This is a genomic window from Lentzea sp. NPDC054927, from assembly GCF_053610285.1.
Genome location: NZ_JBSGXZ010000039.1, coordinates 22,336 through 45,480 on the forward strand (window position 1 = coordinate 22,336; position 23,145 = coordinate 45,480).

The 23,145-nt window shown below is 70.1% G+C and carries 21 protein-coding genes; 7 read left to right on the forward strand and 14 right to left on the reverse strand.

What is annotated here, in order from left to right:
- Window positions 1-85: 85 nt before the first annotated feature.
- The 3 genes from ACWGE0_RS35550 (at window position 86) to ACWGE0_RS35560 (ending at window position 4,954) form a co-directional block, all read left to right on the forward strand.
- Entirely contained in the window at window positions 86-2,827 is a 2,742-nt protein-coding gene (locus tag ACWGE0_RS35550; RefSeq protein WP_452265275.1) for a DEAD/DEAH box helicase, read from the forward strand.
- A gap of 121 nt (window positions 2,828-2,948) precedes the next feature.
- Window positions 2,949-3,671 (forward strand): DUF4333 domain-containing protein, encoded by a 723-nt coding sequence (locus ACWGE0_RS35555; protein ID WP_452265276.1) that lies wholly within the window; start codon window positions 2,949-2,951, stop codon window positions 3,669-3,671.
- Between the two features lie 113 nt (window positions 3,672-3,784).
- A complete protein-coding gene (locus ACWGE0_RS35560) occupies window positions 3,785-4,954 on the forward strand; it encodes a GNAT family N-acetyltransferase (RefSeq protein WP_452265277.1) in 1,170 nt (389 codons plus the stop codon).
- On the opposite strand, the gene ACWGE0_RS35565 is transcribed toward ACWGE0_RS35560, so the two are convergent.
- On the reverse strand, window positions 4,951-5,895 hold the full coding sequence (locus tag ACWGE0_RS35565; RefSeq protein WP_452265278.1) for a 5'-3' exonuclease: 945 nt from the start codon (window positions 5,893-5,895) through the stop codon (window positions 4,951-4,953). The two genes, ACWGE0_RS35560 and ACWGE0_RS35565, sit on opposite strands and share 4 nt — an antisense overlap.
- Before the next feature lie 117 nt (window positions 5,896-6,012).
- On the opposite strand from ACWGE0_RS35565, the gene ACWGE0_RS35570 reads away from it, so the two are divergent.
- Both ACWGE0_RS35570 and ACWGE0_RS35575 read left to right on the forward strand, forming a co-directional pair.
- Entirely contained in the window at window positions 6,013-7,134 is a 1,122-nt protein-coding gene (locus ACWGE0_RS35570) for a M24 family metallopeptidase (protein WP_452265279.1), read from the forward strand.
- Window positions 7,131-7,577, forward strand: coding sequence for an Lrp/AsnC family transcriptional regulator (locus ACWGE0_RS35575; RefSeq protein ID WP_452265280.1), 447 nt, complete (start codon window positions 7,131-7,133; stop codon window positions 7,575-7,577). Before ACWGE0_RS35570 ends, ACWGE0_RS35575 begins: the two co-directional genes overlap by 4 nt.
- Here the strand turns inward: ACWGE0_RS35575 and ACWGE0_RS35580 are convergent.
- From ACWGE0_RS35580 to ACWGE0_RS35635, 12 genes are all read right to left on the reverse strand, one after another.
- The gene (locus ACWGE0_RS35580) at window positions 7,550-8,167 is read right to left on the reverse strand and encodes an ATP-binding cassette domain-containing protein (protein ID WP_452265337.1); all 618 of its coding nucleotides are present in this window, start codon (window positions 8,165-8,167) and stop codon (window positions 7,550-7,552) included. The genes ACWGE0_RS35575 and ACWGE0_RS35580 overlap by 28 nt on opposite strands.
- Window positions 8,164-8,763, reverse strand: coding sequence for an ABC transporter ATP-binding protein (locus ACWGE0_RS35585; protein WP_452265281.1), 600 nt, complete (start codon window positions 8,761-8,763; stop codon window positions 8,164-8,166). The genes ACWGE0_RS35580 and ACWGE0_RS35585 overlap by 4 nt, the downstream gene beginning before the upstream one ends.
- Window positions 8,760-11,204 (reverse strand): ABC transporter permease, encoded by a 2,445-nt coding sequence (locus ACWGE0_RS35590; RefSeq protein WP_452265282.1) that lies wholly within the window; start codon window positions 11,202-11,204, stop codon window positions 8,760-8,762. The genes ACWGE0_RS35585 and ACWGE0_RS35590 overlap by 4 nt, the downstream gene beginning before the upstream one ends.
- A 51-nt stretch (window positions 11,205-11,255) precedes the next feature.
- Window positions 11,256-12,083: an SCO6745 family protein gene (locus ACWGE0_RS35595; protein ID WP_452265283.1), complete on the reverse strand. Its 828-nt coding sequence runs from the start codon at window positions 12,081-12,083 to the stop codon at window positions 11,256-11,258.
- A gap of 22 nt (window positions 12,084-12,105) precedes the next feature.
- On the reverse strand, window positions 12,106-12,840 hold the full coding sequence (locus tag ACWGE0_RS35600) for a VOC family protein (RefSeq protein WP_452265284.1): 735 nt from the start codon (window positions 12,838-12,840) through the stop codon (window positions 12,106-12,108).
- A 17-nt stretch (window positions 12,841-12,857) separates the two neighbouring features.
- Window positions 12,858-13,736: a hypothetical protein gene (locus tag ACWGE0_RS35605; protein WP_452265285.1), complete on the reverse strand. Its 879-nt coding sequence runs from the start codon at window positions 13,734-13,736 to the stop codon at window positions 12,858-12,860.
- A gap of 180 nt (window positions 13,737-13,916) precedes the next feature.
- The gene (locus ACWGE0_RS35610; RefSeq protein WP_452265286.1) at window positions 13,917-14,909 is read right to left on the reverse strand and encodes a proline racemase family protein; all 993 of its coding nucleotides are present in this window, start codon (window positions 14,907-14,909) and stop codon (window positions 13,917-13,919) included.
- Window positions 14,906-15,814: a dihydrodipicolinate synthase family protein gene (locus ACWGE0_RS35615; protein WP_452265287.1), complete on the reverse strand. Its 909-nt coding sequence runs from the start codon at window positions 15,812-15,814 to the stop codon at window positions 14,906-14,908. Before ACWGE0_RS35615 ends, ACWGE0_RS35610 begins: the two co-directional genes overlap by 4 nt.
- On the reverse strand, window positions 15,811-17,001 hold the full coding sequence (locus ACWGE0_RS35620) for an FAD-dependent oxidoreductase (RefSeq protein WP_452265288.1): 1,191 nt from the start codon (window positions 16,999-17,001) through the stop codon (window positions 15,811-15,813). The genes ACWGE0_RS35615 and ACWGE0_RS35620 overlap by 4 nt, the downstream gene beginning before the upstream one ends.
- Entirely contained in the window at window positions 16,998-17,180 is a 183-nt protein-coding gene (locus ACWGE0_RS35625) for a 2Fe-2S iron-sulfur cluster-binding protein (protein WP_452265289.1), read from the reverse strand. Before ACWGE0_RS35625 ends, ACWGE0_RS35620 begins: the two co-directional genes overlap by 4 nt.
- A complete protein-coding gene (locus ACWGE0_RS35630; RefSeq protein ID WP_452265290.1) occupies window positions 17,177-18,274 on the reverse strand; it encodes an NAD(P)/FAD-dependent oxidoreductase in 1,098 nt (365 codons plus the stop codon). The genes ACWGE0_RS35625 and ACWGE0_RS35630 overlap by 4 nt, the downstream gene beginning before the upstream one ends.
- 27 nt (window positions 18,275-18,301) lie before the next feature.
- Window positions 18,302-18,847: a helix-turn-helix domain-containing protein gene (locus tag ACWGE0_RS35635; RefSeq protein WP_452265291.1), complete on the reverse strand. Its 546-nt coding sequence runs from the start codon at window positions 18,845-18,847 to the stop codon at window positions 18,302-18,304.
- 30 nt (window positions 18,848-18,877) lie between these two features.
- On the opposite strand from ACWGE0_RS35635, the gene ACWGE0_RS35640 reads away from it, so the two are divergent.
- Complete coding sequence (locus ACWGE0_RS35640) at window positions 18,878-19,264, forward strand: hypothetical protein (protein ID WP_452265292.1); 387 nt, start codon at window positions 18,878-18,880, stop codon at window positions 19,262-19,264.
- A 220-nt stretch (window positions 19,265-19,484) separates the two neighbouring features.
- On the opposite strand, the gene ACWGE0_RS35645 is transcribed toward ACWGE0_RS35640, so the two are convergent.
- Window positions 19,485-20,348 (reverse strand): DUF4231 domain-containing protein, encoded by an 864-nt coding sequence (locus ACWGE0_RS35645; RefSeq protein ID WP_452265293.1) that lies wholly within the window; start codon window positions 20,346-20,348, stop codon window positions 19,485-19,487.
- A gap of 133 nt (window positions 20,349-20,481) precedes the next feature.
- On the opposite strand from ACWGE0_RS35645, the gene ACWGE0_RS35650 reads away from it, so the two are divergent.
- Window positions 20,482-23,136: a WD40 domain-containing protein gene (locus tag ACWGE0_RS35650; RefSeq protein ID WP_452265294.1), complete on the forward strand. Its 2,655-nt coding sequence runs from the start codon at window positions 20,482-20,484 to the stop codon at window positions 23,134-23,136.
- Window positions 23,137-23,145: the final 9 nt, after the last annotated feature.

Here is a 23,145-nt window from a genome sequence, read left to right on the forward strand (position 1 = left end):
GGACGGCGGGCTCTGTCGCTTCAGTGTTGGCTGAAGTTAATCTATCTCGGCGGCGATTGTCGGTGCGATGTGAAAGCCTGATGGGGTGTCAAGTGCTTCGCGGTCCCCGGCCGAGGCCTACGCCGACTCCCGGCGCAACGCCCAGCGGCCCAAGCTGACCGACTTCGGCTCCGTGATCTCGTTCGAGCTGGACCCGTTCCAGCGCCAGGCCTGCGAGGCCCTGGAGGACGGTCACGGAGTGCTCGTGTGCGCCCCGACGGGTGCCGGCAAGACCGTCGTGGGCGAGTTCGCCGTCCACCTCGCGCTGAGCGAGGGCCGCAAGTGCTTCTACACGACACCGATCAAGGCGTTGTCCAACCAGAAGTTCGCCGACCTCACCGCGCGGTACGGGGCGGAGAGCATCGGCCTGCTCACCGGTGACACGAGCGTCAACGGTGGCGCGCCCGTGGTCGTCATGACCACCGAGGTGCTGCGGAACATGCTCTACTCGGGTTCGTCCACTCTGGACGGACTCGCCTACGTCGTGATGGACGAGGTGCACTACCTCGCGGACAGGTTCCGCGGTCCCGTGTGGGAAGAGGTCATCCTGCACCTGCCGGAGCACGTGCAGGTGGTCGGTCTGTCCGCGACGGTCAGCAACGCCGAGGAGTTCGGCGAGTGGCTGGTCGAGGTGCGCGGCGACACCACCGTCGTGGTCGACGAGCACCGGCCGGTGCCGCTGTGGCAGCACATGCTGGTGGGCAACCAGATGCTGGACCTGTTCGAGGGCGACGAGACGCACGCGCGGATCAACTCGCAGGTGCTGCGCAAGACCGAGGAGCTCACGCGGTACCACGTGCCGTTCAGCCGTGGCCGCAACCGCGGCGGCACGAGCGGGCGGCCGCCGCGCAACACCGGGTTCAAGCCGCCGTCGCGCACGGACATGATCCAGCGGATGGACGCGGCCTCGTTGCTGCCCGCGATCGTGTTCGTGTTCAGCCGGGCCGGTTGCGACGCGGCGGTCGCGCAGACGGCGCGGGCAGGGCTGCGGCTCAACTCGCCGGAGGAGACCGAGCAGGTCCGCCGGATCATCGACGAGAAGACGCGCGACCTGCCAGAGGCCGACCTCACGGTGCTGGGCTTCTGGGAGTGGCGTGAGGCGCTGGAGCGGGGCATCGCGTCGCACCACGCCGGGTTGCTGCCCGCGTTCAAGGAGACCGTCGAGGAGCTGTTCGTCCGCGGGCTGTGCAAGGTCGTGTTCGCGACCGAGACGCTCGCGCTGGGCATCAACATGCCCGCACGCACGGTCGTGCTGGAGAAGCTCGTCAAGTACAACGGCGAGGCGCACGTCGACCTCACGCCGGGCGAGTACACGCAGCTCACCGGTCGTGCGGGGCGGCGTGGCATCGACGTCGAGGGCCACGCGCTGGTCGTCTGGCAGCCGGGGATCGACCCCAAGGCGGTCGGCGGGCTCGCTTCGACCCGCACGTACCCGCTGCGGTCGTCGTTCCGGCCCGGCTACAACATGGCCGTCAACCTGGTGCACCAGCTGGGCGCGTCGGCCGCGCGCGAGATCCTGGAGCAGTCGTTCGCGCAGTTCCAGGCGGACCGGTCGGTGGTCGGCCTGGCGCGCCGGATCGACCGCAACAAGGAGGCCCTCTCGGGCTACTCCGAGTCGATGACGTGCCACCTCGGCGACTTCACGGAGTACGCGTCGCTGCGCCGCCGGGTCTCGGACCGCGAGAAGCAGCTCGCGAAGCAGAACACGAACGCGCGTCGCATCGACACGGCGAAGTCGCTGGAGCGGTTGCGCAAGGGCGACGTGATCGCGGTGCCGTCGGGCCGTCGTTCCGGTCTCGCCGTGGTCATCGACCCAGGTCTGGAGCCACTGGGTGAGGCACGGCCGTTGGTCGTCACGGAGGACCGCTGGTCCGGCCGGCTGACGTCGGCGGACTTCCCGTCGCCGGTCGAGGTGCTGGGCCACATCAGGCTGCCCAAGCAGGTGGACGTGCGCTCGCCGAAGTCGCGGCGCGATCTCGCGGCGACGATCCGCAACACCGGCATCACCGTGCCGTCGCGGGGCCGCAAGGCGACCACGGCGGACGACGACCCCGAGCTGGCGACGTTGCGCCGGGCCCTGCGCGTGCACCCGTGCCACGGCTGTGACCAGCGCGAGGACCACGCGCGGTGGGGCGAGCGGTACCACCGGCTGCTGGCCGAGACCGAGCAGCTGGAGCGCAAGGTCGCGGCGACCACGCACTCGCTGGCGCGGCAGTTCGACCGCATCCGGGCGTTGCTGCGCGAGCGGGGCTACCTCAGCGAGGCCGAGGAGGTCACGCAGCACGGCAAGCGCCTGACCAGGCTTTACAGCGAGTCGGACCTGCTCGCGGCCGAGTGCATCCGCCACGGCGTGTGGAAGGGCCTCAAGCCGGAGGAGCTCGCGGCCGTGGTGTCGTCGCTGGTCTACGAGGCGCGCAGGGACGGTCCCGTCGAGGCGCGGCTGCCGCAGGGCGCGGTGTCGGACGCGATGCTCAAGACCGTGCGGCTGTGGGCGGAGATCGAGGACGACGAGCGCAGGCTCAAGCTGGAGCGCATCACGCGCCAGCCCGATCCGGGCTTCGCGTGGCCGGTGTTCCGCTGGGCACGCGGCGAGTCGCTGGAGAAGGTGCTCAGCGCCGCGGAGGCCGGTGGCAACGAGCTCGGCGCGGGCGATTTCGTGCGCTGGTGCCGGCAGGTGATCGACCTTTTGGACCAGATCCGTGAGGTGGTCGGCCGACAGGACCCGGTCGGTGCGGCGGCGGCCAAGGCCGTCGACGCGCTGCGCCGCGGAGTTGTGGCGATGATGTGAGTGGAAATCTGACGCTGACATGTGACACAGGCCTGACGAAGGTTTTGCGAGTCGGAGTAAAGACTGACGTCAACGGTGTGATTGGATCGCGCCGCAACGTCGTACACACGGAGGTCGACAGATGAGCAGCCCGTACGGACCGTCCGGAGGGAACGATCCGCAGCAGCCCTGGGGCCAGCCGCAACAGCCGCAGCAGCCCTACGGAGGCGGGTTCCCTCCCGGCACACCGTCCGGCGGCTTCCCGGCTCAGAACCCCTACGGCCAGCCGCAGCCCCAGCCGGGCCAGCAGCCGCAGCAGCCGTATCCCGGTTTCGATCCGTCGCAGCAGCAGACGCAGCAGTACGGCGTGCCCGGCCAGCAGCCGCAGTCGAACCCCTACGGCACCCCCGCACAGGACCCGTACGGCCAGCAGACGCAGCAGTACGGCATGCCGGGCCAGCAGCAGCAGAACCCGTACGGCGAGCAGCAGCCCAACCCGTACGGCCAGCAGCCGGGCTACGGCCCGCCGATGCCGCCGAAGAAGAAGTCCAGCGCGGCCATCTGGGTAGCCGCGGTGGTCGTCGTTCTCCTCGTCGGTGGCGTGCTGTTCACCGGGTTCGTGTCGCCGGCGTTCTTCAAGAAGAAGATCTTCGACAACACGGCCGTGCAGACCGGCATCGTCCAGATCCTCAAGGACGAGTACAAGATCTCCGACGTCGGCAGCGCGACCTGCAGCGGTGAGAACGAGGTCAAGCCCAACACCTCGTTCGAGTGCAAGGTCCAGGTCGGCGGCAAGGACAAGAAGGTCAAGATCGTCGTCAAGACCGAGGACGGCGAGTACGAGGTCGGCCAGCCCACCGGCTGATCTCCGGCTGTTCGCGAGGCGCCCGCCAGGACTTCACGGTCCCGGCGGGCGCCTTTCGCGTTTCCCGGGAAACTGGGGTGCGTCCGCGGTCGTGCTGAGTCAGGATCGCGGGCGTGACCGAGATCCGCGTTCTCAGCGACGAAGCGCAGTTCCGCGCGCACATGGCCGTCTTCCGCCGTGCCATGCACTGGAGTCCGCCCAGTGACGAGCAGTGGCAGGTGATTCGCCCCTCCTACGAGCCCGATCGCGTCCTCGCCGCGTTCGACGGCGACGAGATGATCGGAACGAACGCGTCGTTCGGGTCCTCGATGGTCGTGCCTGGCGGTGCACTTGTGCCGCACTCGGCCATCTCACGTGTGGGCGTGCGTGCTGACTACACGCGCCGTGGCGTGCTGAGCACTCTGATGCGCGAGCAACTCTCGTCGCTGCCAGACCCCGTGGCCACGTTGCGCGCCTCTGAGGGACGCATCTACGGCCGTTTCGGCTACGGCCTGGCCGGACGGTGGCGGATCGTGGAGATCGACGCCAAACGGGCTGTGATCCCCGGCGACATGACCGGCCGGGTGCGGATGCTCGACCAGGACACCGCCGACAAGCTGCTGCCGGAGCTGCACGAGGCCGTCGGGCTGACGAGGCCGGGCCAGATCGGCCGGTGGGCGGGCTGGTGGGCCCGGCATCGGGACCGCAAGACCGATGCGGAGAACTCGGTCACCGTTGTCCACAGTGGACCGGACGGCGACGACGGTTTCCTGACTTACAAGGTGACCACGAAGGACGACTTCAGCCATGAGATGTCCATCGAGGACTTCGTGTGGGCGAACGACGACGCGTGGCGCGACCTGTGGATCTACGTGGCGCGACTGGACCTGGTCGACAGGATCGAGATCGACCTCGCCCTCGACGAACCGGTGAGCTGGCTGTTCGAGGACCCGCGTGTCGTCAGGACGAAGGACGTGTTCGACGAGATCTGGCTGCGGCTGGTCGACGTGCCACGCATGCTTTCCGCGCGCACCTACGGCACAGCTGAACCCGTCGTCATCGAGGTGCTGGACAAGCTGTTGCCCGCCAACGACGGCCGCTACCGGGTGTCTCCGGACGGCGTGGAACGCGTCGAGGGGCCGGCTGACCTCACGATCCCCGTCGACCTGCTGGGCGCGGTGTACCTCGGCGACACGACGTTCTCGCAGCTGGCGGCGACCAAACGGATCGAGGGGACGCGCCTGGCCGACGCCGACGCGTTGTTCGCCGTGCCGCAGAAGCCGTTCTGCGGGACCTTCTTCTAGGCGCGGCGCTCCATCGCGTTCACCAGGCGCGGCACCGAGCTGCCCAGGCCCCAGCGCTGCGTGAGCTCGCGCAGGCGCTCGGGGTCGGCGGGCACGCGCGGCACCTCGTCGTCGCGGTCCAGGATCACCGGGGCGTCCAGCGCGGTGCGGACGACCACCAGTGCCACCGCCAGGTAGTCCTCGGCCGCGATGAGCGAGTTGCGGGCCTTGGTGGTGAGCTTGCGGTCCATCGGGTCGGTGACGGCCTTCAGCACGGCTTCCAGCGAGCCGAACTCGGTGATGAGCTTGGCCGCGGTCTTCTCGCCGATGCCCGCGACGCCCGGCAGGCCGTCGGAGGGGTCGCCGCGCAGCACGGACATGTCGGCGTAGGCGGAACCGGCGTTCTCGACCGGCAGCGAGTACTTGGCCGCCAGTTCCTCCGGGCCGAGGACCTCGGCCTTGTTCCAGCCGCGGCCCACGTAGACGACGTGCACGGGGGTGGGTTCGAAGCGCACCACCTGGAACATGTCGCGGTCGCCCGTGACGACCTCGACGGGGGACTTGGTCTCGCGGTGGGCGAGCGCGCCGATGACGTCGTCCGCCTCGTAGCCCGCCGCCTCGCCGGTGCAGATGCCGGCCGCGTCGAGGACGTCGAGGATGATCGGGATCTGCGGCGTCAGGGTGTCCGGGACCTCTTCGGAGCCGTCGGTCGCGTCCTCGGCCACGCGGTGCGCCTTGTAGGACGGCAGCGCCTTCACCCGGAACTCGGGCCGCCAGTCGGCGTCGAGGCAGGCGACCAGGCGACCGGCGCCGCGTTCGGTGATGACGCGGGCGATCGTGTCGACGAACCCGCGCACGGCGTTCACCGGCGTGCCGTCGGGCGCCGTCATCGAGTCCGGCAGCGCGTAGTACGACCGGAAGTAGAGGCTCGCGGAGTCCAGCAACACCAGGGGAGAGCTCACGAAGGGACAAGTTACTCGTGCGACGACCGCTGACGCCTGCCGGGCGCGCCGCTGTGCCCGCCTGGAGTGCCGAACGCGCGCGGCAGGCGTCGCGGTCAACGCACTAGGATTTCGACCATGGCAACGATCACCGGACCCATCGACGTGTCCGCGCTGCGTGCGCGACTCGACCGCGCTTCCGCCGCCGCCGAGCAGGCGGGCGTCGACGCCCTCCTCATCTCGCCCGGCTCGGACCTGCGGTACCTGATCGGTGCCGGTGGCGACTCGTTCGAACGCCTCACCTGCCTCGCGCTGCCCGTCGGCGGCACCCCGACGCTGGTCGTGCCGAAGCTGGAGCAGCCCGGTTACGCCGCCATCCCGACCGACGAGCTGGGCGTCCAGGTCGTCACGTGGGTCGACGGCGAGGACCCGTACGCGCTGGTCAAGGCCGCGCTGAAGGGTTCACGCGTCGCCGTCGCGGACATGATGCCCGCGCTGCACACCATCAAGCTCGGCAACGCGATCGGCGGCCCGCAGACGCTGGCCGGTCCGATCATCCGCGAGCTGCGCATGCGCAAGGACGCCGCGGAGATCGCCGCGCTGCGCAAGGCCGGTGCCGCGATCGACCGCGTGCACGCGCGCATGGGCGAGTTCCTGCGGGTGGGCCGCACCGAACGTGAGGTCGCCAAGGACATCGCCGCCGCGATCGTCGAGGAAGGTCACACCGTCGCCGACTTCGTGATCGTCGGCTCCGGCCCGAACGGTGCCTCTCCGCACCACCGCGACTCCGACCGCGTGGTCGAGGCCGGCGAGGTCGTCGTCATCGACATCGGCGGCCCGGTCGCCGAGGGCTACAACTCCGACTCGACCCGCACCTACGTGATGGGCGAGCCCACCTACGACGACGTGTGGGACACCTACGCCGTCCTGCAGGCCGCGCAACAGGCCGCCGTCGACGCCGTGAAGCCCGGCGTGACCTGTGAACAGGTCGACGAAGCCGCCCGCACGGTCATCGCGGACGCGGGCTTCGGCGAGTACTTCGTGCACCGCACCGGCCATGGCATCGGCCTGGACGTGCACGAGGAGCCCTACATCGTGAGCGGCAACGCGCTGCCGCTCGAAGCAGGCATGGCGTTCAGCGTCGAGCCCGGCATCTACCTGCCCGGCCGCTGGGGCGCCCGCATCGAGGACATCGTCGTGGCCACCGAGACCGGCGTCGAGTCCTTCAACAACCGACCTCACGAGCTGGTGGTGCTTTGACCCTCGAGCAGATCGACAGAGCGATCCTGAAGGAACTGGCCTCCGACGGCCGGTGCAGCTTCACGGACCTGGCCGAGCGGGTGGGCCTCTCGGTCTCGGCGGTGCACCAGCGCGTGAAGCGCCTGGAACAGCGCGGCATCGTGAAGGGGTACGCGGCGAGGCTGGACGGCGCCGAGATCGGCCTGCCCATGTCGGCCTTCATCTCGCTCTTCCCGATCAACCCCGCGGAGCCCGACGACTACCCGAAGCGCCTCGAGCACCTGACGGAGATCGAGGCCTGCTACTCGGTGGCGGGCGACGCCTCCTACGTGCTGCGCGTGCGGGTCGCCTCGCCGACGGCGCTGGAGGAGCTGCTGCAGAAGATCCGGGAGTCCGCGAACGTGTCGACGCGGACGACCGTGGTCCTCTCCACGCCTTACGAGGATCGGCCGCCGTCGGTCTGAACCTGGCCGTTGGCGAGCACGAGCACACGATCGGCAACGGCGTGCACGGCGTCGTGGTGCGTGGCGATCAGCACCGCGGCGCCTTCGTCGGCGACCCGTCGCAGCAACGCCACCGCGGCCACCGCGCTGACCGCGTCCAGGTGCGCGGTCGGCTCGTCCGCCAGCAAGGCCGCGGGCTGAGCCACGACGGCCCGGGCCAGGGCGGCCCGCTGCTGCTGCCCGAACGACACCTGTCCCGGATATCGGCCGCCCAGTCCCGAAATCCCCAGCTCGGCCAGCAGTCCGGCGACCCCGGCGATCGAACGCCCGGCCAGCCGCAACGGCAACGCGACGTTCTCCTCCAACGTCAGCTCGGACGCGAGCCCCAGCGACTGCGGCAGCACCGCACAGGCCGACCAGGACGCCAGCCCGGGCAGCACTGATCCGCTGTCCGGGAAGTCGAAGCCGCACAACAACGACAGCAGCGCCGTCTTGCCCGATCCGGACGGCCCGCTGAGCGTCACCAGCTCCCCGGCGGACACCGCCAGGTCCACCCCGCGCAGCACCGAGACACCGCCGAACGTCCGGTGCACACCACAGGCCTGGATCATGACGCCGCCAGCGGAACGCACAGGTCCGCCAACGCGACCAGCCGCGGATCGTGCGACGCCACCACGGCCGGCACCGGCAACGACGACAAGGTCTCCAGCACCAGGTCGGCCGACCGGACGTCCAGCTGAGACGTCGGTTCATCCGCCACCACAACGGAAGCACCGCGCGCCAACGCACACCCGAAGGCCAGCCGTTGCTGCTGCCCGCCGGACAGGGCCCCGATCCGCCAGGTCGACGACCCGCCCAACCCCAGACGGTCCAGCAACGACAGGTCCGCGGCACCGGCGGCGCGCAGGTTCTCGCCCACGGTCAGGTGCGCGATCAGGTTGTCCGCGGGGTTCTGGAAGACGACCGCGATCTCCTTGCGCCGCAACGCACGCAGGTCCGACCACGGCAGGGCGGAGGTGGCCGTGTCGTGCACGAACACCTCGCCGGCGGACGGGCGCTCGATCAGTGACAGCACCCGCAGCAGCGTCGACTTGCCCGAGCCGGACGGGCCGGACAGCACGGTGAGTCCGGGTGCGATGGTCAGCGACACGTCCGACACGGCGCGCACGGAACCGTAGGACACCCCGACGCCACAAGCGCGGATCACCTGAGCAACTCTCCCATCCGCGCGGTTCGGACACCGCGCAACGCAAGCCATGCCGCCACGACGACCACCACGAGACCGCCCAGCACCATGAACCCCAGCAACGAGGTCAGGTCCGGCAGCATCGGGGCGGGATTCAGCCACGGCGCGGGATCCAGGCGCGGCACCGCGACACCGGCACTCACGAACGACGCCAGCGCGCCGACCACGAGAGCCAGCAACGCCAGCGCACCGACCTCCATCAGGTGGCTGGACCAGAGCACGGACGGCCGCATGCCCATGCGGGTCGACAACGCGCCGGACACGGCGTTCTGACGGCGGCGCACCTCGATGGCCAGCAACAGGGCGACGGCGGCCACGACGGCGAGCACGACACCGATCGCGGCCACGAAGCCGAAGGTCCACTCCACCGTCAGGAACGGCAGGCCGTCGAGCACCCGCCCGCGATCGGCGACGTTCGTGTAGTGGATGCCGGCGTCCTGCAACGCGGAAGTCAAGGCGGACAACGGCAACGACGACCACAGGTGCCACGAGCCCACCTGCTCGACGGCGGGCACCGAGTCCCGCGTCACCACGTAGCCGCGCGTGCCCAGTTTCGGAAACGCGGGCAGTGAGGCGACCGGCTTCAGCAGCGGCAGCCCGGGGATCTGGATCTCCTGGTTCGGCGCGCGCCCGATGCGCAGGGCGGGCGCGACGTCACCGGTCCGGCGCAGCGAGGAAAGCAGTGTCCGCACGGAAGAAGCGTCGTCCAGCACGGCAGCGTCGGTGAACGTCGCCGGGTCGACGATCAGCGCGCCGGTGCTCACGCCGACGAGGGTGGTGTTGCCCTGCAACGACGAAGGCAGCGGCAGCCGGCCGAGCGCGATGTCCTGCGGCACCTGGACCGTGCTGTTGGCGCCGACGAACACGCCCGACTTCGAGTCCAGCGCCGACCGCTGAGCACCCGCCACCGCGGTGCCCACCGCGATGGTGCCGACCGCCAGCACACCCACCAGCAGCACGCCGGTGACCGGTCCGACGGCCGCGGCCAGGCGGCGCAACGCCAGTTGGGCGGCCGGCACCTGCCACCACTGCACGCGGTGCGACCAGCCCAGCGACCACCGCAGCAGCCGCGTCGCGAGCAACGCCGCTGCCAGCACCACGAGCAGCGGGAAGGTCAGCGCGGCCACGTCGATCCGCGGCAGTTCGCTGGACTTCACGGCGGTGCCCAACCCGTTGCGGGACAGACGAACCCACGCCAGCACCGCCAGCAGCGCGACGACCAGTTCCCACGGTACAAGAGAGAGCCGCCACGAACGCGCGCGTCGCTGGAACGTCCGGTCCGCCTGCCACGAAGCCACCAGAACGGTGACCACCAACGAAGCAACCACGACAGCCAACACACAGCCCAACGCCACCCAGAGCGTCCCAGAGGTCAAAACCACCCCAGGCGCGTACAACGGCAACAACAGCCGTGCGGCGACCAATCCCAGCAGCCCGCCCAGAACCAGCGGCAACCCGAGCTCCAGCACACCGCGGAAGCCGAGAGCCAGCGGACTCGCCCCACGCACCCACAGCAGCCGCAGCTCGGAATGCCTGCGCTGCGCCCACTGCACGGTCACCGTGCCGACGCCGGCGAGCCCGACCAGCACGCTGATGATCACCAACGGCAGCAGCGCGGACGTGACGTTGCGCTCGGAGGTGCGGGCGGCGGTGATCGCGGACGACAGCAGGTCCGTCCGGGTCAGCGGCAGCCCGAGCGACGACACCAGCGCGTTCCCGTTGTCCCGCAACGTCTCCGCCTCGGCGAGCGTCGACAACGGCTCGGTCGGGAACCGCAGCGACACCGAGGCCGCTGACGAGAACTCGGGCGGCAGCGAGGCGAGGACCGCGACCTGTGGCACCCAGATCACCGAGGTGCTGACGCCGTCAGCGCTCAACGAGTTCGGCACCACGGTCTTCGCCTCGGAACACCACCAGCCGGAGACGGGATGCGCGAGATCGGCGTAGATCGCGCTGACGACGAGCGAGGACCCGGTCAGCCGATCACCCACGCGCACCCGCGCGGCGGTGGCGATCGTCTGCGGCACCCAGAGCCCGGTGCCACCACCTTGGACGACGGTCAAGTGCGACAGCGCATCCGGGCGGTATCCGAACCGGCCGTAGGTGGCGATGCCGTTGAAATCAGGCCGGTCGATCCGCGTGTAGACCGCGCCCAGCGGACTGCGCGAGGCCATCGAGACGGCGGTCGCGAGCGGCAGTTTGTCGCCGTCGAGCGACGGATGCACGGACTGCGGGCACATCCGGCCCTCCTGGTACGCGAGAGCCGCGCTGCCCGCGGAGGACGAGTGCAGCACGGCCGCGGCCACCACGAAGCCCAGCAGCAACGTCGTCGCGATGCTCACCAGCAACGTGAGCGGACTCGACAGCGCCGCCCTGGGCGCGGCTCTCCACGGCAACTGCACCAGCGCACGCTAGCTGGCGTTTCGTCATTTCGGGAGCCTTTTGACCTGCGCTCATCTCGACCCGGCTGCCACCAGTTTCGCGGTGATCGGTTCGAGCTCGGTGATCAGTTCCTCGAGCTCTGCGGGAGAGAGGGCGTCGTACGGCGCGGCGGCGAGCTCGTCGGTCAGGGTCTCGATGCGGTGCTGGGTCTCGCGACCTGCGTCGGTGAAATGGCCGTCGGCGTCGACGAGCCCGCGGTCGCGCAATCCGTCCATGACCGCGGCCAGCCGCTTCTTCGGCAGGTGATGGATGCGCCCGAACGACTCCGGCGGGTGAATCCCCATGGCCAGCGCGCTGAGCACATGTGCCTCCGTGCCACCGATGCGCGCGCCGACCAGGGCGGCGATGTGCCCGTCACCGCGGTGTTCGCGCAGCATGGTCGCCGAGTGCCACAGCCGTGCGACAGGGTCGGTCGGCACGGGAAGAGTGCGCATCGCGGCGTACATCACCCGGCCTTCGGTGGGCGCACTCGTCGCGGCTTTCGTGGTCAGGTCGGCGGCGCGCACCAGGCCCGGAGAGCCGGCCAGTTCGGCGCCGAGGATCCGCCGCACGGAGGCCGCGCTGCCCCGCTCCCGCGCGGCGACGGACGCCTCGGGCGGGATCGTCTCCCACGCGCTCGGGATGTGCCGCGCGGCCTCCCCGTCGGCGAAGTTGTAGAACGCCGCGTGCACGACCTGCGCCGGCACCCGTCCCAGCGGCGCGGCCCGGCTCGCGAAGTAACCGTCCCAATAGGTGCGGTGGCCGAGCGCCGCCATCTCCTCGTTGCACTCGTCGGCGAAGAAGGTGACCAGGCAGATCGGCTCCAGGAGCTCGAACATGCGACGGGCGGTGCTAGTCATGATCCCCATCATGCATGCGGCCCTAAGAGCTGGACCGCATCACACCGAACCTGGCTCCGAACGGATCGGCGAGCACCGCGATCCGGCCGATACCGTCCAGCTCGTAGGGCTCGACCACCACCTCGGCGGCACCGGCGGCCTGATCCGGATCGGCCACCTCGAAGTACGGCAACCAGTAGGCGGACGAATCCGGGACCACCGCGCCGAACAACCGCCCCGCGCCTGTGCCCGCTGGACGGAAGAACGCGCCGGGAGCGCCCTCGATCGTGACGACGTCCCACGAGAACACCTTGCGGTAGAACGACGACACGTCGGCGGCGGGGGAGTGCAGCTCGGTCCACGTCAGCGCTCCGACGGACGACACCGCGTCGACACCGCGCAGATCACCCGCCTGCCACACCGCGAACTCCGCGCCGGCGGGATCGGTCAGCTGTGCCATCCGCCCGCTCGTGAAGACGTCGAACGGTTCGAGCCGCACGACTCCACCGGCCGCTGCCGCCGCACGGGTCACGGCATCGGCGTCGGGCGAAGCGAAGTAGATGGTCCACGCCGAAGCCGCGCCGGGTTCGGACAGCGGCCCCACCGCGGCGACCGTTCGCCCGTCGTGAGTGAAGAAGCCGTAGCCACCGGCTTCCGGCCCCAGCGGGACGTGGGCCCAGCCGAGCACCCTGGCGTAGAAGTCAGCGGCGGCAACGACGTCCGGGCTGCCCAGATCGATCCAGTTCGGAGCTCCGGGCACGAAGTCGGTGGTGAGCAAGGAAGTCTCCAGTTCCTCTAGAACTCGCTCGGCTCCGCCCACTTCCAGCGGATGCCGACCCAGTTCACGGACACGTTCGCCTCGAAGTGGTGCACCGAGTTCGTGTGGTCGAGCTCCAGGTCGATGGTGCGGTGCGGCTCCGGTTCCTGCCAGTCCTGCAGGTAGACGTGCGGGTCGGAGGGCAGCGCCGCCGGGTCGAAGTGCACCTCGATCAGGCTCTGCGCCAGGAAACACCGCACGCCGGCCGCGTACTCGATGGTGTCGAGCTGCGTCGGGTCGTGGATGGCGAACTCGAACACCCACGTCTCACCCGACACCAACGGCTTGTCGAACAGCAGCTCGTCGACCGTCACCTGCTCGGCGTCGTTGCGGGCCGAGCGGCCGAGACGGCAGTTGCGCAGGGGCTCGTGCCGCACCTCGGACGCCTGCACCGAGTCGTCGTAGAAGAAGTGGGCGTAGAAGCGGTCCACGCCGTCGTGACGCGCGCGGACGACCATCCGCGACTCGACCCGGGACGCGTGCCGGTGCGCGTCGACGAACACCCTGTCGTGCCGGGACACGACCTCCAGGTCGTTGGTGTTGAAGCCGGGCATCATGCCGGGCACGACGTCCGGCCAGCCGCTGGGGCCGGTGTGCTCCAGCAGCGTGAGCAGCGAGCGGGACGGCACCTCGAGCAGTTCCTCCAGCACCGCCACCGCTCGCAGCGACTTCGGGGAGATCGGCCGCACCCGGCCCTGCTGCCAGTCGCTCAGTGTCGACAACGCCACCGCCACGTCCTGTTGCGCCAGGCGTAGCCGGAGCCGTTCCAGGGTCAGCCCGCGGCGGCGGATGGCCGCGCGCAGGGCTGAGTGGAACGGTCCGACTTGCAGCAACGCTTCCAGGCTGGGCGTAGTCACGGGCCCGAGACTAGCGCCGTGACCGTCAGCCTTCACCGCGTGTCCGGCGCTCAGCAGGGCGCCTCGCGGCACCGGCCCCACGCCCACAGCCAACCAGGATGAGGACGCGGGGCCGGCACCGCGATGCACCCGTCTGACCACCGAACACGGGGCAAAGGCTGACGGCCACGGCACTAGCGACTAGAGCGAGAACCCCTCCGGGAACGGGTCGGTGGGGTCGAGGAGGTACTGCCCCATCCCGGTGATCCACGCGCGACCGGCCACTGTGGGCACAACGGCGGTTCGATCACCCAGCGGAACCTCTTCCAGCAACCGGCCGATGAACCTGGTGCCGATGAACGACTCGTTGACGAACTCTGCACCGATTCCGAGCTCACCACGGGCGTGCAGCTGGGCCATTCGAGCGCAAGTGCCTGTGCCGCAGGGTGATCGGTCGAACCAGCCGGGATGGATCGCCATCGCGTTGCGCGAGTCGGCGCCGTCCTGGCCGGGCGCGGTGAACTGCACGTGCTTGCAGCCGCCGATCGCGGTGTCCACGGGGTGCACCGGGCGGTTGACCGCGTTGATCTGGTCCATGATGGACAGACCGGCCGCGAGGATCCGGTCCTTCTCCGCCCGGTCGAACGGGATGCCGAGCTGGTCGAGCGGCAGGATCGCGTAGAAGTTGCCGCCGTACGCCATGTCGTAGCGCACCTCGCCCAGCCCCGGCACGTCCACGACGGCGTCCAGCTCGTGGGCGTAGGACGGCACGTTGCGGATGGTCACGAGCTTCGTGCGGGTGTCGTAGTCGGCGAGCACCAGCCCGGCCGGGGTGTCGAGCCGCACGGTCGTCACGGGCTCGGTCACCTCGACCATGCCGGTCTCGACCAGCACCGTCGCGACGCCGATCGTGCCGTGCCCGCACATCGGCAGCAGGCCGGAGACCTCGATGAACAGCACGCCCCAGTCCGCGTCCTGGCGGGTCGGGGGTTGCAGGATCGCGCCGCTCATCGCCGAGTGCCCGCGCGGTTCGTTGACGAGGAACCTGCGGATGTGGTCGTGGTTCTTGATGAAGTTCAGGCGCTTCTCGGCCATGGTCTCGCCGGGGATCACGCCGACGCCGCCGGTGATCACGCGCGTCGGCATGCCCTCGGTGTGCGAGTCGACCGCGCTGAGGTACCTGGCGAACCTCATGCCGCGTCCACCTTCTGGGTGGCGAGCTCCATGTCCGTGTCGATCTGGTCCAGCTGGGCCTGTGACAACGGGCCGCGCGGGGGACGGCACGGGCCGCCGTAGCGGCCGACGAAGTCCATCGAGTGCTTGATCGCCTGCACGAACTCGGTGCGCGAGTCCCAGCGGAACGCGGGCACGAGCCGTTCGTACAGGGCGCGGGCCTCGGCGAGTTTGCCCAGCTGCGCCAGTTCGAACAGCTCGGCGCACTCGGCGGGGAACACGTTGGGGTAGCCCGCGAACCAGCCCGTGGCGCCCATCAGCAGGCTCTCCAGCACGACGTCGTCCGCGCCGGCCACGACGGTGAGGTGCGGGGCGGCGGCGCGGATCTCCAGCACGCGCCGGACGTCCCCGGAGAACTCCTTCACCGCCACGACGTGCTCGATCTGGCCCAGCTCGGCGATCAGGTCGGGCGTGAGGTCGACCTTGGTGTCGATCGGGTTGTTGTAGACCATGATCGGCAGCCCGGCCTTGGCGACCTCGCGGAAGTGGTGCACGACCTCGCCGCGGTTCGCCCGGTACATGGTGGGCGGCAGGCACAGCACGCCGTCCGCGCCGTCCTCGGCCGCCAGCTCGGCCCAGTGCCGGGCCTGGTGCGCGCCCACGCCGTGCACGCCGATGACCGCGATGCCCTTGTTCTTGACGGCCGCGATGGCGGTTTTGGCCACCTCACGGCGTTCCGCGTCGGTCAGCGACGAGTACTCGCCCAGACTGCCGTTGGGGCCCACGCCGCGGCAGCCGTTCTCGACGACCCACTGGCAGTGCTCGGCGAGCTTGTCGAGGTCGGGGCGCAGTCCCGCCGGGGCCTTGGGGTCCTCGGCGTAGGGGAGCGCGGTGGCGACGATGACGCCGTCGAGGCGTTCGGTCATGACTTCTCCTCCGGGAGTTCTGCGAGTTCGCCAAGGGGGATCGGGACCGCGATCACGCGGCGCTGGCCGTCGAACGGGACACCGGTGAGCTCGGCGGCGTTGCGGGCGCAGATGCGGCCCTGGCAGCGGCCCAGCGCGACCCGGCTGGTGAGCTTGAGTTCGCGCATGCTCGTCGCGTCGGTGAGGTTCTCGAGGCTGACCTTCTCGCAGCGGCACACCGTGGTGTCCGGGTCGAGCCACGTCCGCCAGCCGGGCTGGATCTCGTGCGCTCGCGCCAGAGCTCCGGCGAACAGACGGCCCCTTCGGACAGCTTCGACGGCTGCTTGCGGCGGCTTCTGTTGTGCGGCAGCGGCTCCGGCGATGACGCCTTCGGCTTCTGCCAGGTCCGCGCCGCCGATGCCGGTGACCTCGCCCGCGGCGTAGACGTTCTCGACCGACGTTCGCTGGTGCTCGTCGACGTCGAGGAAGTCGTTGGTGCGCTTGGCGTTCGGCACGAGGTCGGTGCGAGGGAGGAATCCGTGGCCGATGCACACCAGGTCGGCGTGTTCGGTGCGGTGGCTGATCGGGCGCCAGTGGCGGTCGAGCTTCGCGACGGTGACGCGGTGGCCGTGCTTGGCGATCACCGCGGTCCGGGTTTCCAGGTGCGGCAGCACTGTGCGGTACCGGGCGAGTTCGGCGATCTTGTGCCGGTTGGCCAGCAGGGCCCTGGCCTCGCGCAGCCACCTGGTGGGGGAGGAGGCCTCGTAGACGCCGACGAGCGTGGCGCCGAGATCCTGCAGCGCGGTGGCGACGGGCAGCAGGAACGGGCCGGTGCCCGCGACGATCACGCGTTCGGCGAGGGTGACGCCCTGCTTGGCGAGGGCCTGGGCGGCGCCCGCGGTGATCACGCCGGGGCCGTCCCAGCCGGGAAAGGGGAGCGGCCGGTCGTAGGCGCCGGTGGCGATGATCAGCGCGTCGAACGGGAGCTGCTTCGGCCCCCTCAGATGCAGCGTGTTTCCTTCGACCAGCCAGGCCTCGGTGTTCTTGAGGTGCGTGACGCCGTGGTGGCTGAACTTGACGCGGCCGCGCAGGTACTGGCCGCCCGCTTCCGGTTCCGAGTCGACCATGGTGACCTCGGCGCCCGCGTCGGCGGCGGTTCTGGCGGCGGCCATCCCCGCTGGGCCCGCACCCACGACCACGATCCTCATGGCTTCGTCCTGATCACGTCGCCGTCGCGCAGCTGGTGGCGGCACGCGCGGACCTCGGGCACGCCGTTGATCTCCGCGACGCAGCCGAAACAGACACCGATGCCGCAGAAGAACCTGCCCGGCAACAGCTCCGCGACGTGCGCGACCTCGCGCTGGAGGCCGTTGAACGTCACCTTCACACCATCACCTCCGGACGGTCGACGCGGAACGGAAACGGATCGAGGAACGGCGTGCCGCCGGTGAGCAGCTCGGCGAGCAGGCGTCCGGTGGCCGGGGCCAGGCCGACGCCCGCGCCCTCGTGTCCGGTGGCGTGCCACAGACCGGGCGTGCGCGGATCCTCGCCGATGATCGGCAGGTGGTCGGGGGCGTACGGGCGGAAGCCGCCGTACGCGCGCATGACCGGGACGTCCTTCAGCATCGGGAAGAGCGCGATCGCCCTGAGCGCCAGCGCTTTCAGCACCTTGCTCTCGATCGTGTCGTCGAAGCCCTTGCGCTGACGGCTCGACCCGATCAGCACCGTGCCGGCCCGGGTCGACTCGACGACGCCGGACGTCTGCAGGTCCGCGTCGCCGCTCGCGACCGCGCCGACGTAGTCCGCGTCGTAGACCTTGTGCCGGATCGTGCCGGGGATCGGCGTGGTCACGAGAACCACGCCGCGCCGGGGAAGCACGTTGACGCCGAAGTTCCGCGCCCACGGTCCGGTGGCGTTGACGACCGCGCCGCAGCTGATCACGCCATCTGACGTGGTGACCGAACGGCCGTCCGTTGTGGACACCTCGGCGCGGGTGATCCTGATGCCGCGCAGCAGGGTTCTGGTGGCCTTGACCGGGTTGAGCTGGGCGTCCTGCAGGTAGTGGACGGCGGCGGTGATCTCGGGGTTGAGGTGCGGCTCGTGGCTCAGCGCTTCCTCGGTGGTGAGCTCGCAGGCGTCGATGCCGGCCGTGCGTTGCTTGGCGGCGAAGGCTTTGAGGGGAACGGATGCGTCCGGTGTCGTGGCGACGACCAGTCCGCCCTTTTCCTCCCATTCGAAGTCTTCTGCCAGTTGGGCGTCGTCCGCGAGTTGCGGCCACAGCTCCCGGCTCGCCTTGGCGAGTTCGAGCTCCGGTCCCGGCTCCTTGTCGCTGACCAGGACGTTTCCCTCACCGGCCGCGCTGGTGCCCGACGCCGGTCCGTGGCGGTCGATGACGAGAACCTCGAGCCCGCGTGCCTTCAACGCCTGGGCGCACGCGGCCCCGATGATGCCCGCTCCCATGACCACGACGTCCGGGTGCATCGCCACCTCCGTTCATTAGAATGAACGTTAGTGCTTCGGGTACTCCAGCACCAGTACCGAGCTGACCTCGCCGTCGATCGTCTCGTAGAGGTGCGGGACCGAGCCGGGGAAGCACACGTAGTCGCCCGGTCCGAGTTCGTACGGTTTGTCCGCCGGCCCGACCTTCAGCTTGCCGCTGGTGACCAGCACGTGCTCCTTGCCGGGATGACCTTCGCTGGTCTGGGTACCTCCCGGCCGGACCCGCTGGTCGTAGATCTCCAGCACGGTGTCCCCGATGTCCATCCGGCGCATCAGCCGCAGGTCGACGGCGTTGCTGCTGAGCACCTCGACGTCCCGCGCCCGCACCAGCACCACGTCCGGCGGCGTCCGCTCGGTCACCAACTCGGACACCGGCACGTCCAAAGCGTTCGACAAACTGAACACTGTCTCGATCGTGGGGTTGCCGGAGCCGCTCTCCAGCTGCGACAGCGTGCCCTTGGCGATGGACGACCGCCGCGCGAGCTCCGACAGAGACAGCCCGCGCTGCTCCCGGAACGCCCTGATGTTGGCGCCAAGCACCTGACCCGCACTCATAGCCACTGATCGTTGCATAGGCTTGCGCACATGACTGCGTACACGGAGGCGGAGGGTCAGACCCTCCGCACGGCCGTTTTCGGTGCGATGGTGCTCGTGTCCACGGCGGACCCCGGCTCGGTCGACGAGGAGAGCCACGCCGGGATCAGGGCCATGTCCCTGCTGACGGACGACCTGCGCGCCACCATCGCCGCCGCCCCGCCCGCCCTGCCCGGCGGCTCGGCGTCCGATGTGGAGGCAGGCGTCCTGGCCGCGCTGCGCTCCTCCGTCGAGATCATCACCGCCCACGAACCACGCGACGTCCCGATCTTCCGCGCCGCCGTGACGGAGATGTGCCGCTCGGTGGCCGGCGCGGACGGCGAGGTGGCGGCGGCCGAGAGGGACATGGTGACCCGAGTCGTCGAAGCCCTCGCCTGACGGAGCCTGCCTGACTTCCGGGCCGGATCGACGAGGTGCTGCTCGCCGGCGGTGACCGCTCAGGTGGTGCCGCCGGCTTTCCAGCCGTGCTTCGTTCAGCAGTGACGCCGTGTCGTCCACAGCGATTCGGCCGGCCTGCCTGACGGCCTCGCGTGCTCACCGAACGCGGTGCTCGGTGTGGCCAGGAAGATCGTCAACGGATCCACGGCGGGCTCCCTCGTCAGGTCGCGCTCGGCCGCGACGCCAGCCACGCGGCGTGCTCGCTGCTGATGGCCTCCTCGGTGTCCGCGACCGCCGCGGCCCACTCCTCCTCGGGCGTCTCGGCGAGCGTTTCCTCGAGCAGGGCGAGGTTCGTGGCCGCCGCGCTGTAGCTCAGGCGCAGCGTCTCGTGCTGCTTCACGCCGAGCCACGCCGCACCGCCCGCGACGGCGGCGGCCATCACACCGGAGATGTCGACGTCCCAGAAACCGACGGCGCGGCCGCCCGCCAGCAGGATCGCGAGCATCTCGCCGACGATCAGCAGGCCGCGCCAGAGCGACGCGCGATCCTTGTTGTTACGGGCTTTGCCTGCGTACCAGGTCTTCTGGTCACGCACGCGCCGTTCGATGTACTCGCGGCGGCGTTCCCCGAACGGCTTGTCGCGCAACTCGATCAGCGCGGGCGTGGCGGACGGGTTCGAGCTGTCCAGTGCGAGGGTCTGGCCGTACTTGCGCACCACCTCGGCGGTCTGCGCGGCCAGCTCACGGCGTGCTTTCGGCAGGTCGTGCGGAAAGGGGTTGCCCGCCACGGCGAACCGCCAGGCCAGCGACTTGACGGCCTCCGCGACCGCGCGGCCGGACTTCCAGTCCTCCTCCGGCTTGAGGTTCCACAGCCGGACCTCGGCGTACAGCGCGGCGAGGAAGCCCGCCATCGACACGATCGCCCACAGGTCGATCCGGCCGGCCTTCCAGCTCAGCGCTCCGCCGAGCGCCGCCACCCCGGCGCTGAGCAGGCGCAGTCTGCCGAGCGAGAGCGTCTGTCGCTGCCCGCGCTGAGCAGCCTTCTCCGCGTCGTGGAAGAAACCCGGCAGGTCCGCGTCGATCATCTGGTGACCATCTCCCTCTGCTCGCCACGCTGATCGTGAGACACCAAACGTGTGTTACCACGATGCAGCCTTAACAGTGGCCGCTTCCGGCACGATGAAGGGGTGATCACCCGTACAGCGGAGAGGCTTCGGGATGCCCGGCGAACGGACGTATGCCGCGTTCATCTCGTACAGCCACGCTACGGACCACGCGCTCGGACCGTTGTTGCAGGAGGGCGTCGAGAAGTTCGCGAAGCCCTGGTACCGCCCTCGCCGGCGGCGGGTGTTCCTCGACAACTCCGTGCTGGCGGCCGAATCCGACCTGACGCAGGCGATTCTCGACGGCCTGGCGAACGCCGACTACTTCCTGCTGCTCGCCTCACCGGCTTCCGCGCAGTCCCGCTGGGTCGCGAAGGAAGTGGCCTGGTGGCTGGAGAACCGTGACCGCCGGACCCTGTTCGTGCTGCTCACCGACGGCGAGGCGGTGTGGGACAACGGGGTTCTCGACATCGAACGCACCACCGCGTTGCCAGAGGCGTTGTACGACGTTCCCGAACCGCGCTGCGTCGACCTGCGCGGCGTCCGCGACATCGCGCTGGACCCGCGCAACCCGCAGTGGGAGTCGGTGCTGGCCGACGTGGTGGCGCCGCTCGACGGCATCGAGAAGACCGAACTGATCGGGCACCACATCACCGAACGCCGCCGCACCAGGCGAACCGTCACCGCCGCGATCTCCGTCCTGGTCGTCCTGCTGGTCGCCGCCGTGATCTTCGCGGTCCGTTCGGAGCAGCAGAGCGACCGGGCACAGCAGCAGACGCTCGTGGCCACGTCCCGCCAGCTCGTCGCGCAAGCCGCCGCGATCCGCGATTCACGGCCGAACATCGCACGTCAGCTGCTCGCCCAGGCCTACCGGATGTCGCCGACCGCGGAAGTGCTCGGGGCGTTGATGGAAAGCCCGTCGATCCCCCGTGTGGTGCCGACGGGGGACGCCGTCCGCGCCATGGCGTTCGCGCCGAACGGCGAGATGTTCGCGGCAGCACGGGAGAACGACCTCCTGATCTACGACGGCACGACCGAACGGAACCGCCTCCCGCTGGGCGCACCGGTCTTGGACGTGGCCTTCCACCCGGACGGCAAGCACGTCGTGGCGAGCACCGAGAAGTTCGCGGTCGTCATCGACGTCACCGATCCGGCGAAGCGGCACCTGCTGCGAGTCGGCGGGTGGTCGCTCGCGTTCGCGCCCGGCAAACCCGTGCTCGCCGCGGGACCGGCCCTGTTCGACCTCACGGATCCGCTGGCGCCCAAGGAGATCGGCGCGATCAAGGCGGGCCACGAACTGGCGATCAGCGCGGACGGCTCGACCCTCGCGATCGCCGCCGGAGGCTCGACGGTCGAACTGTGGGACATCACCGGCACACCAACTTCGCGCGGCACGCTGACCGCACGCGGCGACACGGTCGCGAAGATGAGCTTCTCGCCGAAGGGCGGGGTGCTGGCGGTCACCTCCGGCGACCAGACCGTGCAGCTGTGGAACATCGCGAAACCCGAGCTGTACAGCGTGCTCACCGGTGCCGACGACCGCGTGCGGGCGCTCGCGTTCTCTCCCGACGCCACCATGCTCGCGGTCGGCGACAACACCGGCGGCGTCGACCTGTGGGACGTCACCGACGCGGTCCAGCCGAAGGCGGGCCCGCAGCTGAGCGGGCACATCGCCGAGGTCAGCGCGCTCGCGTTCCGGGCCGACTCGCGGGTGCTCGCGTCGGCGAGCGTCGACGGATCTCCCCAGCAGAACGTGGTCCGGTTGTGGCAGGTGCTCGCCGGCTCCCGTTCCGCGGCGACGGCGGTGGTCCCGGCGGGCGGCAACGAGCTGGCGTTCGGGGCGAACCGGCAGCTCGCCACCGGCAGACCCACGATGCTCTACGACCTGCACGACGTCGCCAACCCGAGGAACGTCCGCACGCTGCGGACCTACAACCGGTCCAGGCAGCCCATCGCGTTCAGCCCGGACGGCTCGCGGCTGGCCGCCGGGCTGCCGATCGTGCTGATGGACCCGAACAGCGACGAACCGCCCGCGGTGAAACAGGAAGCCACCGCCGAATCCGTTGTCTTCAGCCCGGACGGCAAGCTCATCGGCGCGTCCGACCGGCAGGAGGTCACGCTCTGGATCCGCGAAGGCGACAACGCGGTCAAGGCGGCGACTCTGCCGGACACCGCCGGGTTGGTGGAACAGGGCATCTCGTTCAGCTCCGACAGCCGCCACGCGGTGACCAACGGCCGCAACGGCGACCTGGCGCAGATCTGGGACGTCACCGACCCGCGGGCGCCACGGCTCGTGCGGGCGATCGACACCAAGGACGACAGGGTCGACGCGGTGTTGTTCGGGCCCGGTGACGACCACGTCGTCACCGGCAACCGCAGCGGCCTGATCACCGTCTGGAACGTCGACGGCAGCCGTGTCGCCACCGTCAGCATGCACCTCGGCAGCGTGCACGGCCTGGCGCTGCACCCGGACGGCAGGACGCTCGCGAGCGCGGGGGAGGCCGGCGAGGTGGCGGTGTGGGACGTCAGTGATCCGTCGCGCCCGCTCGGCGTCTCGCAGCTGCGGGCGGGAGGCGTGTTCGACCAGGCGGCGATCGCGTTCAGCCCCGACGGCGCGTTGCTGGGCGGCGCGGACGGCACCCGCACGACCATCTGGAGCATCGACGTGCCGAGGTTGCTGGAGAAGCTCTGCGCCGACTCGCCCGCCATTCCGGAAACCGTGTGGCGCCAGTACCTTCCGGACACCCCTTACGATCCGCCGTGCGCGTGAAGGGAATCT

What these genes read in the sequence shown, in the direction of transcription:
- ACWGE0_RS35570 (WP_452265279.1), top strand. Translation starts at nt 6,013, where the DNA reads ATGGCAACGATCACCGGACCCATCGACGTGTCCGCGCTGCGTGCGCGA.
- ACWGE0_RS35650 (WP_452265294.1), top strand. Translation starts at nt 20,482, where the DNA reads ATGCCCGGCGAACGGACGTATGCCGCGTTCATCTCGTACAGCCACGCT.
- ACWGE0_RS35610 (WP_452265286.1), bottom strand. Translation starts at nt 14,909, where the DNA reads ATGAGGTTCGCCAGGTACCTCAGCGCGGTCGACTCGCACACCGAGGGC.
- ACWGE0_RS35615 (WP_452265287.1), bottom strand. Translation starts at nt 15,814, where the DNA reads ATGACCGAACGCCTCGACGGCGTCATCGTCGCCACCGCGCTCCCCTAC.
- ACWGE0_RS35620 (WP_452265288.1), bottom strand. Translation starts at nt 17,001, where the DNA reads ATGAGGATCGTGGTCGTGGGTGCGGGCCCAGCGGGGATGGCCGCCGCC.
- ACWGE0_RS35630 (WP_452265290.1), bottom strand. Translation starts at nt 18,274, where the DNA reads ATGCACCCGGACGTCGTGGTCATGGGAGCGGGCATCATCGGGGCCGCG.
- ACWGE0_RS35645 (WP_452265293.1), bottom strand. Translation starts at nt 20,348, where the DNA reads ATGATCGACGCGGACCTGCCGGGTTTCTTCCACGACGCGGAGAAGGCT.
- ACWGE0_RS35635 (WP_452265291.1), bottom strand. Translation starts at nt 18,847, where the DNA reads ATGAGTGCGGGTCAGGTGCTTGGCGCCAACATCAGGGCGTTCCGGGAG.
- ACWGE0_RS35580 (WP_452265337.1), bottom strand. Translation starts at nt 8,167, where the DNA reads ATGATCCAGGCCTGTGGTGTGCACCGGACGTTCGGCGGTGTCTCGGTG.
- ACWGE0_RS35555 (WP_452265276.1), top strand. Translation starts at nt 2,949, where the DNA reads ATGAGCAGCCCGTACGGACCGTCCGGAGGGAACGATCCGCAGCAGCCC.
- ACWGE0_RS35595 (WP_452265283.1), bottom strand. Translation starts at nt 12,083, where the DNA reads ATGACTAGCACCGCCCGTCGCATGTTCGAGCTCCTGGAGCCGATCTGC.
- ACWGE0_RS35640 (WP_452265292.1), top strand. Translation starts at nt 18,878, where the DNA reads ATGACTGCGTACACGGAGGCGGAGGGTCAGACCCTCCGCACGGCCGTT.